Origin of the sequence: Sphingobacterium sp. DR205, from assembly GCF_011064245.1 — a bacterium.
Lineage (GTDB): Bacteria > Bacteroidota > Bacteroidia > Sphingobacteriales > Sphingobacteriaceae > Sphingobacterium > Sphingobacterium athyrii.
The window spans coordinates 372,936-388,136 of sequence record NZ_CP049333.1; the positions used below are offsets into that span (position 1 = coordinate 372,936).

15 protein-coding genes are annotated in these 15,201 nt (G+C 42.2%); 9 read left to right on the forward strand and 6 right to left on the reverse strand.

Annotated elements, in window-relative coordinates; translation table 11 throughout:
- Nucleotides 1-131: 131 nt before the first annotated feature.
- The 5 genes from rfbB to G6053_RS01605 all read left to right on the forward strand — a co-directional run bounded on the left by rfbB (nucleotide 132) and on the right by G6053_RS01605 (nucleotide 4,741).
- Entirely contained in the window at nucleotides 132-1,187 is a 1,056-nt protein-coding gene (rfbB, locus tag G6053_RS01585) for a dTDP-glucose 4,6-dehydratase (RefSeq protein WP_165305359.1), read from the forward strand.
- Between the two features lie 2 nt (nucleotides 1,188-1,189).
- Nucleotides 1,190-1,741 carry a dTDP-4-dehydrorhamnose 3,5-epimerase gene (gene rfbC / locus G6053_RS01590; RefSeq protein WP_165305360.1) on the forward strand — a complete coding sequence of 184 codons (552 nt, stop codon included), beginning with the start codon at nucleotides 1,190-1,192 and terminating at the stop codon, nucleotides 1,739-1,741.
- 87 nt (nucleotides 1,742-1,828) lie between these two features.
- Complete coding sequence (gene rfbD, locus G6053_RS01595; protein WP_165305361.1) at nucleotides 1,829-2,686, forward strand: dTDP-4-dehydrorhamnose reductase; 858 nt, start codon at nucleotides 1,829-1,831, stop codon at nucleotides 2,684-2,686.
- A gap of 77 nt (nucleotides 2,687-2,763) precedes the next feature.
- On the forward strand, nucleotides 2,764-3,624 hold the full coding sequence (gene rfbA / locus G6053_RS01600; RefSeq protein WP_165305362.1) for a glucose-1-phosphate thymidylyltransferase RfbA: 861 nt from the start codon (nucleotides 2,764-2,766) through the stop codon (nucleotides 3,622-3,624).
- A 76-nt stretch (nucleotides 3,625-3,700) separates the two neighbouring features.
- Nucleotides 3,701-4,741, forward strand: coding sequence for an acyltransferase (locus G6053_RS01605; RefSeq protein ID WP_165305363.1), 1,041 nt, complete (start codon nucleotides 3,701-3,703; stop codon nucleotides 4,739-4,741).
- A 271-nt stretch (nucleotides 4,742-5,012) separates the two neighbouring features.
- Here G6053_RS01605 and G6053_RS01610 read toward each other — a convergent pair whose 3' ends face one another.
- Both G6053_RS01610 and G6053_RS01615 read right to left on the reverse strand, forming a co-directional pair.
- Nucleotides 5,013-6,359: an amidohydrolase gene (locus G6053_RS01610; protein ID WP_165305364.1), complete on the reverse strand. Its 1,347-nt coding sequence runs from the start codon at nucleotides 6,357-6,359 to the stop codon at nucleotides 5,013-5,015.
- 116 nt (nucleotides 6,360-6,475) lie between these two features.
- On the reverse strand, nucleotides 6,476-7,336 hold the full coding sequence (locus tag G6053_RS01615) for a helix-turn-helix domain-containing protein (protein WP_165305365.1): 861 nt from the start codon (nucleotides 7,334-7,336) through the stop codon (nucleotides 6,476-6,478).
- A 206-nt stretch (nucleotides 7,337-7,542) separates the two neighbouring features.
- Here G6053_RS01615 and G6053_RS01620 point away from each other — a divergent pair, with 206 nt between their 5' ends.
- The 3 genes from G6053_RS01620 to G6053_RS01630 all read left to right on the forward strand — a co-directional run bounded on the left by G6053_RS01620 (nucleotide 7,543) and on the right by G6053_RS01630 (nucleotide 10,018).
- Nucleotides 7,543-8,220 (forward strand): response regulator transcription factor, encoded by a 678-nt coding sequence (locus tag G6053_RS01620; protein WP_165305366.1) that lies wholly within the window; start codon nucleotides 7,543-7,545, stop codon nucleotides 8,218-8,220.
- A complete protein-coding gene (locus tag G6053_RS01625; protein ID WP_165305367.1) occupies nucleotides 8,217-9,503 on the forward strand; it encodes a HAMP domain-containing sensor histidine kinase in 1,287 nt (428 codons plus the stop codon). The genes G6053_RS01620 and G6053_RS01625 overlap by 4 nt, the downstream gene beginning before the upstream one ends.
- A 62-nt stretch (nucleotides 9,504-9,565) precedes the next feature.
- The gene (locus G6053_RS01630; protein WP_165305368.1) at nucleotides 9,566-10,018 is read left to right on the forward strand and encodes a PepSY-like domain-containing protein; all 453 of its coding nucleotides are present in this window, start codon (nucleotides 9,566-9,568) and stop codon (nucleotides 10,016-10,018) included.
- 33 nt (nucleotides 10,019-10,051) lie between these two features.
- On the opposite strand, the gene G6053_RS01635 is transcribed toward G6053_RS01630, so the two are convergent.
- The 4 genes from G6053_RS01635 to G6053_RS01650 all read right to left on the reverse strand — a co-directional run bounded on the left by G6053_RS01635 (nucleotide 10,052) and on the right by G6053_RS01650 (nucleotide 14,432).
- On the reverse strand, nucleotides 10,052-10,528 hold the full coding sequence (locus tag G6053_RS01635; protein ID WP_165305369.1) for a hypothetical protein: 477 nt from the start codon (nucleotides 10,526-10,528) through the stop codon (nucleotides 10,052-10,054).
- A 122-nt stretch (nucleotides 10,529-10,650) separates the two neighbouring features.
- On the reverse strand, nucleotides 10,651-11,670 hold the full coding sequence (locus tag G6053_RS01640) for a DUF4625 domain-containing protein (protein WP_165305370.1): 1,020 nt from the start codon (nucleotides 11,668-11,670) through the stop codon (nucleotides 10,651-10,653).
- A 62-nt stretch (nucleotides 11,671-11,732) separates the two neighbouring features.
- The gene (locus G6053_RS01645; protein ID WP_165305371.1) at nucleotides 11,733-12,209 is read right to left on the reverse strand and encodes a DUF4625 domain-containing protein; all 477 of its coding nucleotides are present in this window, start codon (nucleotides 12,207-12,209) and stop codon (nucleotides 11,733-11,735) included.
- A gap of 45 nt (nucleotides 12,210-12,254) precedes the next feature.
- Nucleotides 12,255-14,432, reverse strand: a complete 2,178-nt coding sequence (locus G6053_RS01650) for a TonB-dependent receptor (protein WP_165305372.1) — start codon at nucleotides 14,430-14,432, stop codon at nucleotides 12,255-12,257.
- A 265-nt stretch (nucleotides 14,433-14,697) separates the two neighbouring features.
- Here G6053_RS01650 and G6053_RS01655 point away from each other — a divergent pair, with 265 nt between their 5' ends.
- Nucleotides 14,698-15,171, forward strand: coding sequence for a hypothetical protein (locus G6053_RS01655; protein ID WP_241254897.1), 474 nt, complete (start codon nucleotides 14,698-14,700; stop codon nucleotides 15,169-15,171).
- Nucleotides 15,172-15,201 lie beyond the last annotated feature (30 nt).

The following is a 15,201-nucleotide window of genomic DNA, read 5'->3' on the forward strand; positions in this document are numbered from 1 at the left end:
TATTATGCTTATCCCCATCGATTAAAACTTGCCAATTCGCAAAAATCAACCTAATTTTAGCGAACTATTTAATTAAGGTAATAATGTTGGACAGATTAACTCGAACGGTACGCTGTCTATAATCAAGATATATGAATAAAAAGATCTTAATCACGGGAGGCGCAGGATTTATCGGATCCCATGTCGTTCGTGAATTTGTTGTAAAGTATCCAAATTATCAGATTGTTAACTTGGATGCCCTGACCTATGCCGGCAATCTGGAAAATCTGAAAGATATCGAGGATCGTCCGAATTATACTTTTGTCAAAGCTGATATTACGGATCAGGCGGCGATGAATGCTGTTTTTGAACAATATCAGCCGGATGGTGTGATTCACTTGGCGGCAGAATCTCATGTCGATCGTTCTATTGCAGATCCGACAGCATTTGTGATGACCAATGTGATCGGGACAGTAAATCTGTTGAATGCTGCCCATGCGATTTGGAAGGATAATTTTGTGGGTAAACGTTTTCATCATGTTTCTACGGATGAGGTATTTGGTGCGTTGGGAGAATCTGGTTTTTTTACGGAAGACACCAAATATGATCCACACTCACCATATTCGGCTTCCAAAGCGAGCTCGGACCATTTTGTCCGTGCTTATCATGATACCTATGGACTGCCGATTGTGCTGACCAATTGCTCCAACAATTATGGGCCCAATCATTTTCCTGAAAAACTGATTCCGCTGTGCATTCATAATATTTTACACGATAAGCCATTGCCTGTATACGGAGACGGTAAATATACGCGCGACTGGCTTTTTGTGATTGATCATGCCAAAGCGATTGATCTGGTTTTTCATGAGGGTAAGGATGGTGATTCGTACAATGTGGGAGGCTTTAACGAGTGGCAGAATATAGACCTGATCAAGGAGCTTTGCCGACAAATGGATGTTAAATTAGGCCGGGAACAGGGTACGGCAGCTTCCCTGATTACCTTTGTGAAGGATCGTCCGGGCCATGACCTGCGTTATGCGATTGATGCAAGTAAAATAAATGCAGAGCTGGGCTGGAGCCCGTCAGTAACTTTTGAGCAGGGCCTGTCACTGACAATAGACTGGTTCTTGTCTAATCAGGAATGGCTGGATCATGTGACTTCGGGAGACTATCAGCATTATTATAACAACCAATATCACGGCGCTTAAATATGAAATATACAGAAACGAAACTATCCGGTTGTTTTATTTTGGAGCCTGTGGTATTCGAAGATGAAAGAGGTTATTTTTTTGAATCTTATAATGAAAACAGACTGGCTGCCATCTTAGGTTACAATCCGCATTTTGTGCAGGATAACCAGTCGAAATCTCAATATGGCGTTGTAAGGGGATTGCATATGCAAGCCGGAGACCATGCACAGGCAAAATTGGTCCGTGTACTGGAGGGTAGCGTACTGGATGTCGCTGTTGATGTGCGGCCCGGCTCCCCCACTTATGGGCAGCATGTTGCCGTGGAACTCTCCGCGGAAAATAAAAAGCAGCTATTTGTACCACGAGGATTTTTACACGGATTTTCAGTATTGTCCGGGCTTGCGGTATTCGCTTATAAATGTGACAATAAGTATAACAAAGAAGCGGAAGAGGGGGTACATCCATTAGATCAGCAGCTGGCCGTCGACTGGCAAATTCCAGCGGAACATATGATCTTGTCCCAGAAAGACAAAGAGGCGCAAAACTTCACCGCACTATCCGATAAATTGTAATAGAAGAATAGCGTGCCTGACCGACATAATGCTCCTGCTCGGAGAGGATAAACAGATCAGGATGCGTAAACCATAAAAAAGATTTTGATGAAAATCGTCATTACCGGCGCTTCCGGACAGCTAGGATCCGAATTATATGAATTATTGGTCAATGATACCGAAAAAGAGTGCTATTTTTTGGACCGTAAGCAATTGCCTTTGGATCAGATTATCCTGATTCAGGATATTTTGGCCATGTATCAGCCCGATTTAATTATTCATGCGGGCGCTTATACGGCCGTAGATAAAGCCGAAGAAGAGCATGAAACAGCCAATCTGGTCAATCATTTAGCCTGTGAGGAGATTGCACAATACTGCCGCCTCCATGGCAGCAAGCTGATCGCGGTTTCAACGGATTATGTGTTTGATGGTAATTCTGCTGTTCCGCTAAGCGAAGATGCACCGACAGCACCGATCAATGTCTATGGCCAGACCAAACTTGCCGGGGAGCGGGCTATTCAGAAATGGTGTCCCGAGTCGATTATTATCCGGACATCTTGGGTGTATTCTGCTTATGGAAAGAATTTTGTCAAGACGATGTGTCGTCTAATGTCCGAACGGAATCAAGTAAATGTAATCAATGATCAGATCGGTACCCCGACGTATGCAAAAGATCTGGCGATAGCGATTTTGAAAATCGCTGATGCACCGGATTGGAAAGCCGGAATCTATAACTACAGCAATGAGGGGGAGATATCCTGGTATGATTTTGCTGTAGCAATACGGGATTTCCGTTCGTTGGATTGTCAGGTAAATCCAATTCCGACAAGTGCCTACCCTACACCCGCGAAACGGCCAAGGTATTCACTGCTTGATAAATCGAAGATTAAAGCAGCCTTTGATGTAGCTGTACCGGATTGGAAGCTGAGTCTGGCTAAAATGCTGGCCGAGGAAATTAAAAATTAAAAAAAGGATGATAAGGCTGAAGGCTTATACAACCAAATTTTAAATACGAAAGTCTCAATACGAATAGCTGGATAAAAATGAAAGGAATTATATTAGCCGGTGGATCGGGAACCCGTTTGCACCCTTTAACGCTCGCCGTGAGTAAGCAATTAATGCCCGTATATGATAAGCCAATGATATACTACCCATTGTCTACGCTCATGTTGTCAGGCATTCGCGAGGTATTGATTATCTCGACTCCACAGGATTTACCAAATTTTCAGAAGTTATTGGGAGACGGTTCGCAATTGGGCTGTCGCTTTGAATATAAGGAACAGCCAAGTCCTGACGGGCTCGCGCAGGCATTTATATTGGGTGAGGAATTTATCGGGAATGACAAAGTCGCATTAATTCTTGGCGATAATATTTTCTACGGTTCGGGCTTGTCAAAGTTGTTGCAGTCTTGCGCCAACCCTGATGGCGGTGTCGTATTTGCTTATCCTGTACAGGATCCTGAACGTTATGGCGTGGTCGAATTTGATGCTGCGAAAAATGTAGTTTCTATCGAGGAGAAACCCAACCAGCCAAAATCCAGTTATGCTGTTCCCGGTATTTATTTTTACGACAACGATGTCGTGGCAATTGCAAAAAGTATCAAACCATCAGCACGGGGAGAACTGGAGATTACGGATATCAACAAAGAATATCTGCGTCAGGGCAAATTAAAAGTCGGCATATTTGACCGTGGTACCGCCTGGCTGGATACGGGCACCATACAGTCCCTGATGCAGGCAGGGCAATTTGTTCAGGTAATCGAAGAGCGTCAGGGGATGAAAATAGGTGCAATTGAAGAGGTTGCCTATCGCATGGGCTACATAGAGCGACAACAGCTCTTGGCAATAGCCGAACCATTATGCAAGTCGGGATATGGCGAATATCTGAAACGTGTTGTTAAATAGCTCGAAGGTATAAGCTTATAAACAATATCTATGTTTTTAATTTGAATAAATAGTCAGGTTAACCAGAAATGTGACAGTGTCCGAATCTCAATCAAAAAGAATCTATCAAATAGATCTGTTTCGCTTTATTGCGGCATCTGCGGTGGTATTGTACCATTATTTATATCGGGGATATAAAGGTGGCAACATGTCCCTGCTGCATTTCGATGAGATCGGTGAATATTTTAAATATGGGTATCTTGGTGTCGACCTTTTTTTTATCATCAGCGGTTTTGTGATCGCCTTTTCCATCAAACATCGTTCGTTGCCCAAATTTTGCTATTCACGTTTTAAACGCTTGTATCCAATGTATTGGATCTGTTTGATCATAACATTTGTGACCGTTTATTTCTTTGGGGCGCCGCGCTATCTTGTGACATTCAAACAGCTCTTGGCCAACCTGACCATGGTTCAGGAACTGTTCGGACAGGGAAATATCGATGGGGCGTATTGGTCTCTCTATGTTGAACTGAAATTTTACCTTATTATCGCGGTGTTTCTTGTTATAAGTAGATTTAAGCAGGTGAGCCTCGACTATCTTGTCTACTTCTGGCTGTTGTTGTCAAGCTTGCGGCTGTATGTTGGACCATCCGAAATTTATGATACTGTCCACCACCTTTTCATTCTGGACTGGAGCGCTTATTTTATTGCAGGCATCGTATTTTGCCAGATTTTTCTGCAGGGACCGGCTGTAAAGCATTTTATTGTATTGTCCTGGTGTCTGTACTTGTCGATTGATGGCGCCATTGGCCGTATTCATTGGCTGGCAAGGGCTTTTCACAGCGATTTTTCACCCTATATAATTGCGGTGACCATCATTGTGTTTTATATGATGATGTTACTCGTCTCCTGTAAGAAACTACAATGTCTCAACTCGCCTAAATTTATCAAAATTGGGATGCTGACCTATCCCTTATACCTTATCCATCAGCATATCGGTTTTATTATTTTCAACCAGCTTCACGGCTACGTAAATAAATATGTGCTTGTTTCTGCCGTTACGCTCCTGATGTTGGGTGTTGCCTACATCCTCAGCGATTGGGTAGAGCCTCGTGTAATGAGGCTCTTTAAGCGATAGTATTTGTCTCGATAGTGTTAAGCTCGTCAAATAACGACATTAGCTTCGATTTCCTGAAATAGAGACGCTACAGAATGAAAAAGCTCAGTATGATCTAACACCGAGCTTTCTGTTTTTCATGGCATCATGGACCAGATACGGAGTCGACATGACGTACGTACGATTTTAGTAACAATTATTTCACAAGGGGGCAATCAAAAGCTTATAAAAAGCAATTGACCGCCATTGTGTTAAAAAAGATCTGTGGTGTAGTACTTCGTTTGTCAGAAATCTAGTAGACAATATTTCCTTGGTAGATCAGGGAGCTCACCGGTGAAATACGCGAAATAGCTTCCGCCGAACAGCTTGCATCGATAAGTGCGATATTTGCGTCGTCACCGGGTTTTGGCCATTGCTGTTGCCCTTTGTCATCCAATGGAATCGGGCCTGCGGTTGCCAGCTTTAACATACGTGACAGACCGTACTCAGTGACCTGTCCATATACCTGGGCTGCTATATTGGCTTTTTGCAGCACACTTCCTGTCCCAAAGGTGTTCCAGTGATCGACAATGCTGTCGTTTCCGGTCATCACCGTGACCTTGTTTTCCAGGAGTGTTGGGATAGGCATAATCAAGCCAGCGAAAGGAATCGTAGAGACTATGCCAATCTGCGCTGCACCGAGCTGTTCCGCGATCTCCTGTTGTTTGGCTTTCTCGAGCTTTCCTAAAACAAAACAGTGACTGAGGTAGGTTTTTCCCTTTAATGTAGGATTTTCATTTACTTTTTTGATCAGATACTCCACCGTCTTCAATCCGGATTCTCCAGACTCATGCAAATGGATATCAATTCCTTTTTTGTGATCCAGCGCTAGCTGAACGGTGAAATCCATTGTTTTCTCAATGGCACCATCAATGGTAAAAGGATCCACGCCACCGATAAAATCAATATTGGTCTTCGCTGCTTCCTTCAGGTATGGCACGGAATCCGTGTAGTATACGCCATGTTGTGGAAAGGCAACGAGTTCAGCTCCGAAGCTATTTTTTTTATTTTCCAGTGCGATCTGTAGATGACGTAGGGAATCTAACTTAGAGGTAGGTTCTATGTTTACATGGCTGCGCGCGAAGGCTGTGCCCTTGGATTGCAGTAATTCAATCAGTTTCTCCGCTTTATAGGTTGAATTTTTAAGCAGTTCAGGAAGGATCTGTTGTTCGAGTGCAATCATGCCTTTTACACCGCCTGCCCCACGTCGTACAGCTTGCCATTTATCACCGTAGAATGTCTTGTCCAGATGGATGTGCATATCTCTAAATGAAGGGAGCATCAGACGGCCTTTTGCATCTATGGCATTGGCATCGGTACTGTTGGGCCCAATTTTTTTGATTTTTCCGCCTTCGATCTGTACAGTAAAAAGACCGGTTTTTGTTGCGATGACATTGCCATTTCCATCATATTCAAAGCCTGTTTCCAATAAAACATTCTTTAGGATATAACTTTTTTTGCCTTGGTGCCCAGCCAAAGTTCGCGGACTAAGTTCCCTACGGTCTTCGGCGACGAGCATGCTCGGGACCAATGTTGCTCCGGTGAGTGCAAGAGCTGAGTTCCGTATAAATTCTTTGCGTGTAAGCGCTATTGGTTTCATTTTATTTTCCATTTACGGTGCAATCTAACTGATCCATTAAATAAATCAGCCTTTTACAAAGATATATAGAGAGAGCTTTAGTATTACTGGGCAATTTCTGCCATTTCTTGTGCGATTTATCTTTTTTCTCTAAAATCACTGGGACTTACACCCGTCTGCTGCTTAAAGAAATTTGAAAAATAGGCTTGGTCCGCAAAGCCTAATTCAAACATAATTTCCTTAATGGAGGATTCCGTACTTTGGAGAAGGCGTTTTGCCTCTACACAGATCCGTTGATGGATGAGCTGGGTGGCGGATATCTTCAAATGTTTTTTGCACAGAATATTGAGATAGTTGGGGGAGATATGCAGCTTCTCGGCATAAAAAGCAACTAATTTCTGTTCCCTGAAAAACTCGTCTATCAGCATATTGAATTTAGCAAGACGGGGGACGGATTGATAGACTTTAAATTCGGTGAAGACATGCTCTGCCTCCCTGCTGACGATGGCGGCGATCACGCCGGCACGTGCTGTGATCAGGGGAATCAATGAATGCTCACGCTCCAGCTCTTTTTTGACCGATTCAAATTCGTAATGTAGCAGGGAGAAGGCTTCTTTAGTCAGGTCGATCACTGGATGGTTCTGGTAGTTGGTAAAGGAAAAGCGAAAGAAGGGCGCGAAATGCTCAAAAAATGAGCGTTCGATCATCAGTTGGTAGCCAATTGTACCGGCATAAACGTGCCACTTATGCATTTGGCCCGGGAATAGCACATGTACCTGATGATTTTTAATCGGGTAGTCAATCGAATCAATCGTATGGACACCAGAGGCGGTATCAAATAAATTGATAATAAAAAAATCGTGCTTATGGGGCTTTTCTATCAGCCTTTCGCCATGTAATTCATTGAAGAGCAGTTCTTCCCGGCCGGCGGTCTGTTCTTTGCGAAAACCATCCAGCCCAATGACCGGTGCCCAGCTATTAGCATTTCGTTTATCCATAGTACAATGTCTCAGACCTAAAATACGAAAAGCCCATAGCATTTGAGGCAATGGATTAAAATAAACCAGTTATTCGATACGGACTGTCCTGATGTCGGCAAAGAACAATAGTCATTTTCCCAATTCTTTCCTAAATTCGGAATACATTTGTAACGGGTAAGGAAAAGTTGAATAGCGGTGAGATTGGTTAAAAAAACAATTGTCCAATGAAAGTACTTGTAATTGAAGACGAAGCGGAATTGAGGGAAACATTGAAAGACTCTCTTGTTAAAGAAGATTATATCGTAGAGACCGCCAGCGATTTTAGATCGGCGGTGGATAAGGTCTCGGTCTATGACTATGATTGTATTTTGCTGGATATCATGCTTCCGGGGGGGAGTGGATTGCAGGTCTTGGACCTACTTAAACAGGAGGGTAAATCGGATAATGTCATTATCATTTCTGCGAAGGATTCCCTGGATGACAAGCTGCGTGGGCTGGAACTTGGAGCCGATGACTACCTGACCAAACCCTTTCATATCGCCGAGTTAAATGCCCGGATTAAAGCGGTATTGCGCAGAAAACAACGTGATGGCAAAAATACGTTGGCAATGGGCAATCTGCTGCTAGATCTGAATGAACGTAGTCTTTCGATTGCCGGTGAACCTGTCGCACTGAATAGAAAGGAGTTTGATATCCTCAATTATTTTTTGCTGAATAAAAACCGCCTGGTCAGTAAGAGCGCATTGGCAGAGCATGTTTGGGGAGATAATACCGATCAGGCAGATAATCTCGATTTTATCTATTCCCAGATTAAAAATCTTCGAAAGAAATTTTTGGCGAAACAGGCGGATGTGGACTTTGAGGCGGTCTATGGCATAGGATATAAACTTGTTGAAAAATGAAATTAGCCAATCAGACACTTAAATATCTCTCTATTTCGGTGCTGGTCGTCATTGCGGTATGGTCGACCATCTTTTATTTATTTATGCTGGAAGTGATCCATGATAATATAGATGAGGAATTGGAGAATCAAAAGCGCTTAATTATTCAGGAGCTGGCTTCTGAGGCAATTGTATCTCCGGATCTGGAATTTGGGGTTAACAATTATAAGGTACGTGAAATTTCTGAACAGCAGGCGATCAACATGCAGAATGTATATAAAGATACCATGCTTTATATGCAGGATGACGATGATCCTGAACCTGAGCTCGAGCCTGTGCGTATGCTGACAACGGCTTTTGAGCATAAAGGGCATTACTACGAGCTTGCGATTATTAATTCGATGATCGAGGAGAGTGACCTGATCAAAAACCTGTTTTATTCTGTTCTGATTTTATTTGTCCTGCTGGTGGTCAGTATTGTGTCGATCAATAAGGTGGTTATCGAACGATTATGGAGTCCCCTGTATCATTTTTTGGATCAGCTGACCAAATTTCGTCTTGGGAAATCGGACGACAAACCGGCGATGGATACCGAGATTATGGAATTCAAAGATTTGCAGTTTGCTGTAACAACATTGATTCAACATAACGAGGAAATCTATGAACAGCAGAAGCAGTTTATCGGGAATGCTTCACATGAATTGCAGACACCTTTGGCGATAATGATCAACAAACTTGAAATGGTGGCTGAAACAGAGGGCTTGCAACCTGAACAGGCAAATGCAATTGCCGAAGTATTGAACACTGCGGAGCGATTGGTGCGATTGAATAAGTCACTATTACTGCTTACAAAGATTGAAAACAGGCAATTTTTAAACAACGAGGATCTTTCGCTCAACACCCTTGTGACACATATCGTCGAGGAACTCGAAGATATGGCCGCATTTAAAAATATCACGATACAGGTACTACAACAACTGGAGCTTAACCTACAGTTAGATAGTTCTCTGGCCAATATCATGGTGTCAAATTTGATCCGTAATGCTTTGTTCCATAATATCGAGGGCGGGGAAGTTACTATCACGATCACTGAAAATGCGCTGCTGGTTGCAAATACAAGTGTTCAGGGGCCTTTGGATGTTGAACAGGTATTTTCAAGATTTTATAAATCGGATGCTTCCTCCAAGGGCACAGGGTTGGGTCTTGCAATTGTTCAGGCCATCTGTCATCTCTATGGTTTTGAGATTTCATATGATTATGACAATAGCCGGCATATATTTAAACTGAATTTTCACCCGGCATAATTTTCATTCCCAAATCTTTACAGAATCAGGGCTTTACTTTGTAATACATTAAGGAAAGTAAAATGATGAAATGTAAAACAATACTAAGTGCATGTATCCTAGCACTTACAACGATTGGAGCTTTTGCTCAGGATATTCCCCAAAGTCAAGTACCTGCTGTCGTGGTAAATAGTTTTCAGCAAAAATTCCCGAAAGCAAAAGGGGTTGACTGGGAGCTGAAAGCGGGTCTTTATGAAGCCGAATTTGAAACGGGTCTATTCGGAACAGACCACGAAGTTTGGATTCAGAGCAACGGTAAAATTGTGCGCCATAAGGAAGAACTTGCAAAAAATGATTTACCAAAAGCGGTGATTGCCAATGTGAAAAAGGAATTCCCCGGCTATCGTATCGAAGATGTCAAAAAGATTACGGAGGAACAAAAGGTTACTTATGCATTCGAAGTAAAAAATGGATCAAACGAATGGAAACTTGTGGTCGATCCCAAAGGGAATGTGTTAGGAAAAGTAAGAGATTGATGATGGTAAGCTTATTTTAACAAAGCATCCTTGTTACATCTTTGTTTCTTGGTATTCAATTGTTTTGGCACGGATGTCAATTTTTACGTCGTAAAAAAGACTGTTTTGTGTTTTGTTGTAATAATAAATCTGATTTTCTTTTACCCAATTCGATTTCGAAATTGAGTCATTTAGGGGAAAGGTGCTTATTTGTTGTAGATTGTTATCGATTTGACGAATCGCTTTATCACTGAGTTTGATTTTATAAATTAAATCGTAGTCGCGTAATTCGTCATAGTAATCATCGCGCAAAACTTCTATATCATCTCCAATGGAGAATCCAAGCAGTGATTCTACACGATCTTTACTCGGCTCTCTCCAATTGAATAGATATAACCAAAAGATAAAAATAGGAATCAGGAGGCTCAAAAAAATCCAGGTTACCCATTTGGATTTATTTGTGAATTGGTAGAAGATAAATAATATTAGTCCTATCAGAATTGTAAAAAATAGGGCTAAAAAAATAGTCATAAATTGTTATTGATGTGTGTTACCTGCTAATTCAATATAGCGAATATAAATAATTTGGATAAAAAACACCTAGTTAGCCTTCCTAACTAGGTGTTTTTTATTAAAATAGTCGTCGCTTTAAATTAATCTTCACCCTCTTCGGCATGCATCTCAAAGGATAGTTGGATGATATCCTCTCCGGGATATTTCGCTACATAGTCGGCGCGGTTCCAATCCGAACGGGTTATCGTAGCTTTCGTCGCTGCGTCCTTAAATTTTCGTAGCACGAAGGCAACATCTTTTTCCCCCGCATTATCTTTTCCGGCTGTAAAATAGCTCGTGATACCAGTCGTTTCAACGGCACCTGTTACAGTCGAACCATCCCCATAAGTTGTTTCTTTTGTCTGAAAGACTGCACCGCTTGAGGTCGTGCTATTGGAATTCAAAACAAAAACGCCACCGGTTAAGAAGGCTTTATAAAGGCTTGCTGTTGCTTTATCTTTAATATATTGCCCCTGAATTTCCTGCCCTGCGGCATCAAATTGTTTGAAGTCAATTTTATAAACACCTGCGGGCTTGATATGGGCGTGACCATCTCCTAATGCCTTTCCGCTGTTGTCAAAGCTCACTGAAATAGGTTCTACCCCAGACTTATCAGCGATATCGTGGAAGTGATCGCCATGGGCATGGGCATCGACTTCGGTAAAGACCAGTTTAAAAGCAACTTTGGCATCTGCCGCCTGTATCGTCAATGGCGACTCTACGGTTGTCGAATTCCCGGCTTTGTCGGTTACTGTAAAGTGAAAATGATATTGACCGGCAGGCGTTTCAGATGGAATGTCCATGTGTTCATGAAAAGTTGCATTTTTTTTACCGACATATTTTTCGTCGGTATAAACTTTGGCTAATTTGAAGTTACCTCCGCCCTCCTGGTGGATTTCGATAACAATCTTGTCGATGAGTGCCTCCGCCACAATATCACCTTCTAAATGGAGATCCGAGCCTGCTTTTACTGTTTTATTATTGTCGGATCCGATTTCCAGGGTACCGATTTCGGGTTTTGTTGAGATGGGGATATCGGCATCGTCTTTCTTACAGGAAGACAGAAAGCCAAAGATAAGCGCTGTAAACAGCAGGAATAAGTTAATGTTTCTAGTTTTCATGTTCATTGGATTTGAATTTTATAATAAAAAATAATTGAAGTATAGTTGCATGTTAAGAGGCGTTATTCCACGATACGTACGCTAATTCCGCGTTGTATGCTCCAGCCGGATTGATCCGTCACTTGAATCATAAAATGGTAATTTCCGGGATCGATATCTGCGGGGATGTCAATCTGAAGTTGGGCATCATACTGTTGTGGTTGTCCGGGTATATTGACGGACTTGACAAGTACAAACGGTTTGACAGGTTTTTTGACGGGTTCTAATGTACATTCCTCTACCTCGGTACTGTGGGAGTGATGGTCAAAATTGTGATGCATGCTAATGCTATAACCACCCAGACCAACATTATCCGCTAGCTTGCCTTTAAAGGTGAAGGAGGATCCTCGTTTGATTTGACTGCACATTTTTGGAAAGGCAGTTTCTGCGCTGAGATCAATGGTTGGTTTTTCGGTGTCAATAGCCTCTTTATCCTTTTTACAAGCCAAGACCGAAAAAAGCAATAGCGCCATCGTGGTATATTTTATGTGTGTTTTCATGATATTATGTTGTTTTTTTATATTATTATTCATTAAATCAACATGTTAACTTGTGCTGTTCTTTCCAAATGGGACTCCTATGGAAATCGTTATATTTCTCCCTTGTTCTGGCAAAGCGATGAGGCGATAAAAACTGGTGTGATCCATGTATTTACGGTCGAAAAGATTCTGCACCTGTAGGCGTAATTGGATTTTCGAGCGATAGAGCTGCACCTGTGTGCCCGCCCGGAGATTGAAAATCTGATAACCATCACTTAGATTCTCTGGAGGAACAATATTGGATTGGCCCATCGTCCATTTACAATCCAACGATATATAGGAATCTTTGAAATGTGTTTTGTCTTTTGGCAACCAGCTCACATCAAACAATAGTGAAGGTGCTGGAGAGAAGGGTAGGGTATAGCCTTTTTTGCTGCCGGATAACTGTTTGGAGCGGACATACTCGCCCAATAGTTCTACTTTCCAATGCAGTAGTGGACGATATTCCATTCGTATCTCAGCGCCATAACGGCGTACTTTACTTTCTGAATATTCAAAAATTTGATTTCCAGCGCCGTAGTACTGATCATAGCGCGGCGTAGGATTTAGATAGATGTAGTTTGTGAAATAATTGAAAAAAGGAGTAAATGCAATATAACTGTTCGTTGTGCGTCTGGCTAAGGAAAAGTCAGCCTGATAGGATTGTTCGGGAGAAAGGGATGCATCCCCTTTTTCGTAACTGAAATAGTGGTAATTAACCCCATTCGCCGCGAGTTCCTGTGCCGATGGCACACGAAAACTCTTTCCAATATTTATTTTGGTTTCCCATGGACCAAATTGTCGTGCTGCCCCAAGTGACCAAACTAAACTACTGAAACTACGGTCCACGGCGTTTGCCCGGACAACTTTCTTCAATTGACCGTCTTCCAATTCAGACTCGAACCAATCTTGATAAAATGAGGTTTGAATCTGGCTATTATCATAGCGTAACGCTCCATATAATGTGGTCTGTGCATCGAGCTGATAGTGGTCATGAAGGAAAAATCCGATTGCCCTTTGCCGGAAGGATGGAATAAGAAAACTCCAGCCATCAATCATATTATCCTGATATTCGCCGTTAGCTCCTATCGTCAGTCGGTGGGCTGACCATGCAAATTGATCTTTTATGGTAATGTTATAAATATTTTTGTCGTAAAGTCGCTCTAATTGCATCGGTATGGTCATGTATGCCGGGTATTCTGGGGGCATATAGCCATGGGCCTTGTATTTATTGTATTCTTTTCTGTGATTGCGCTGATAGCCGAGGTCCACAGCGAGTTTGTGTGTGCCCAAAGCGAGAGTGTTGCGACTGATTAACTTGAAATGATTGATATGCTGGCTAGGGTAAAGAATATCGCGATTTGAACGGTCGTACAACGCTGTATCTACCCCTTGTGGCTCTAATCCATGGGCATTGGCGAAAAAACCAATTTTAGTGTGATAATTACTTAAATAAAGAATCGAGGAAAAACGCTCGGTAACATAACCGCTCCGCAATTGGAAATTGTTCTCGCGACCTGCTGTATTCCGTACATAACCGTCTTTGAGCGGTACTGGATAGTTGTATACATGTACTGTATCGGTTGGGACACGATAGTCTCCATAATCCAGAAGCGTCAGACCGCCCCCGAAAACCCAATTCCCTTTTCGTCCCTGTAACTGCAGGGATCCTCCATATGTCGCATTATTGGATTTAGTCAATAGATTGAAGATCCCTTTTAATCCATCTTTTTGTAGCTCTGCAGGTGGTGATAACCGGATAACGCCGCCGATGGCATCCGATCCATACATAAATGAGCTTGCCCCTTTGATGATTTCGGCAGTGCCAATGCTGTACTGATCAATTTCCAGCCCATGATCCAAACCCCATTGCTGCCCTTCGTGCTTAATCCCATTTTCTAGGGTGGCTACCCGATTAAAGCCTAGACCCCGAATTTGTGGTTTGGATTGGCTGGCACCTATACCTATCGCATTGACGCCGGGTAGCCGACTTAAGGTCTGCATCAAGCTGCCTGCCTGATATTTCTGTATGGAATCGCTGGTTAAGACATCCACAGATAGTGCGCCCTCCGAAGAATGTTTATAACGTTTGCCCTCAACATGTACCTCACGCAGTCCAATGGTTTTTGCTGCTTTTTCTTGTGCAAAAACAGGATATAGGATGCCGTAGGTGAATAATAGAGTGAAAATCGTACGCCTGTTCATCAATTGTTGAGCTGTTTGTAAATTATGTATTGCAATTAAGTTGCAACAAATATAGCTAAAAAGGTTTTAAAAGCAACTGTGTTGCGAAATTAATTTCGTGATAATAAATCCCTGAAATCAGTGATAAAAAGAAATCTGTAGCTCAACTATCTTTGAGTAAGTTGATTAAAGGGTTACTACGGCAGTTTCTTCGAGGTCAATACGGAATGGATAGGAGGGAGCGTTTGTAAATAAGAAAACAAATAAATTATAAAATATATCAACAATGATGAAACAATTTATAACAGGCATCTTGACCGTAGCGGTACTGACGATGTCAAGTTGTGGTTCAGGAACGAAGGATCCTGCAACTTATAACAATTCAATTATTACGGTCATCAATGGAAGTGAAAAGCATATCACTGATATGAATGCTGCCATGAATGCATCTGATTATACGAAGGCAGAGCAGGTTCGTTCGGATTGGGAGAAAGCCTTGAATGAAGATATCAAGAAAGTGGAGGATCTCGGTGATTTCAAAGGTGACGCCAATTTTCAGAAGGCGGTACTCGATGGGCTCAACGGGTATAAAAAGATCGTTACCGAAGACTATCCAAAACTGATCGAGTTGCGCAAGAACAAAACGCCTGACGCTACTGCCGAATCGGCACTGCTGGATAATATCAATAAAGCCTTTGAAAATATGAGCAACGGTGTGAATAAAGCATCTACCGAATTTGAGGGTAAATATAAGGGCTAGAAACTTAGTCGATAAGCGCCACTGAAGCCG

Bases quoted from the DNA above. Each gene is read 5' to 3' on its own strand.
- G6053_RS01640 (WP_165305370.1), bottom strand. From the start codon at position 11,670: ATGAAAACTAGAAACATTAACTTATTCCTGCTGTTTACAGCGCTTATC.
- rfbD (WP_165305361.1), top strand. From the start codon at position 1,829: ATGAAAATCGTCATTACCGGCGCTTCCGGACAGCTAGGATCCGAATTA.
- G6053_RS01610 (WP_165305364.1), bottom strand. From the start codon at position 6,359: ATGAAACCAATAGCGCTTACACGCAAAGAATTTATACGGAACTCAGCT.
- rfbA (WP_165305362.1), top strand. From the start codon at position 2,764: ATGAAAGGAATTATATTAGCCGGTGGATCGGGAACCCGTTTGCACCCT.
- G6053_RS01615 (WP_165305365.1), bottom strand. From the start codon at position 7,336: ATGGATAAACGAAATGCTAATAGCTGGGCACCGGTCATTGGGCTGGAT.
- G6053_RS01645 (WP_165305371.1), bottom strand. From the start codon at position 12,209: ATGAAAACACACATAAAATATACCACGATGGCGCTATTGCTTTTTTCG.
- G6053_RS01655 (WP_241254897.1), top strand. From the start codon at position 14,698: ATGATGAAACAATTTATAACAGGCATCTTGACCGTAGCGGTACTGACG.
- rfbB (WP_165305359.1), top strand. From the start codon at position 132: ATGAATAAAAAGATCTTAATCACGGGAGGCGCAGGATTTATCGGATCC.
- rfbC (WP_165305360.1), top strand. From the start codon at position 1,190: ATGAAATATACAGAAACGAAACTATCCGGTTGTTTTATTTTGGAGCCT.
- G6053_RS01635 (WP_165305369.1), bottom strand. From the start codon at position 10,528: ATGACTATTTTTTTAGCCCTATTTTTTACAATTCTGATAGGACTAATA.
- G6053_RS01650 (WP_165305372.1), bottom strand. From the start codon at position 14,432: ATGAACAGGCGTACGATTTTCACTCTATTATTCACCTACGGCATCCTA.
- G6053_RS01630 (WP_165305368.1), top strand. From the start codon at position 9,566: ATGATGAAATGTAAAACAATACTAAGTGCATGTATCCTAGCACTTACA.
- G6053_RS01625 (WP_165305367.1), top strand. From the start codon at position 8,217: ATGAAATTAGCCAATCAGACACTTAAATATCTCTCTATTTCGGTGCTG.
- G6053_RS01620 (WP_165305366.1), top strand. From the start codon at position 7,543: ATGAAAGTACTTGTAATTGAAGACGAAGCGGAATTGAGGGAAACATTG.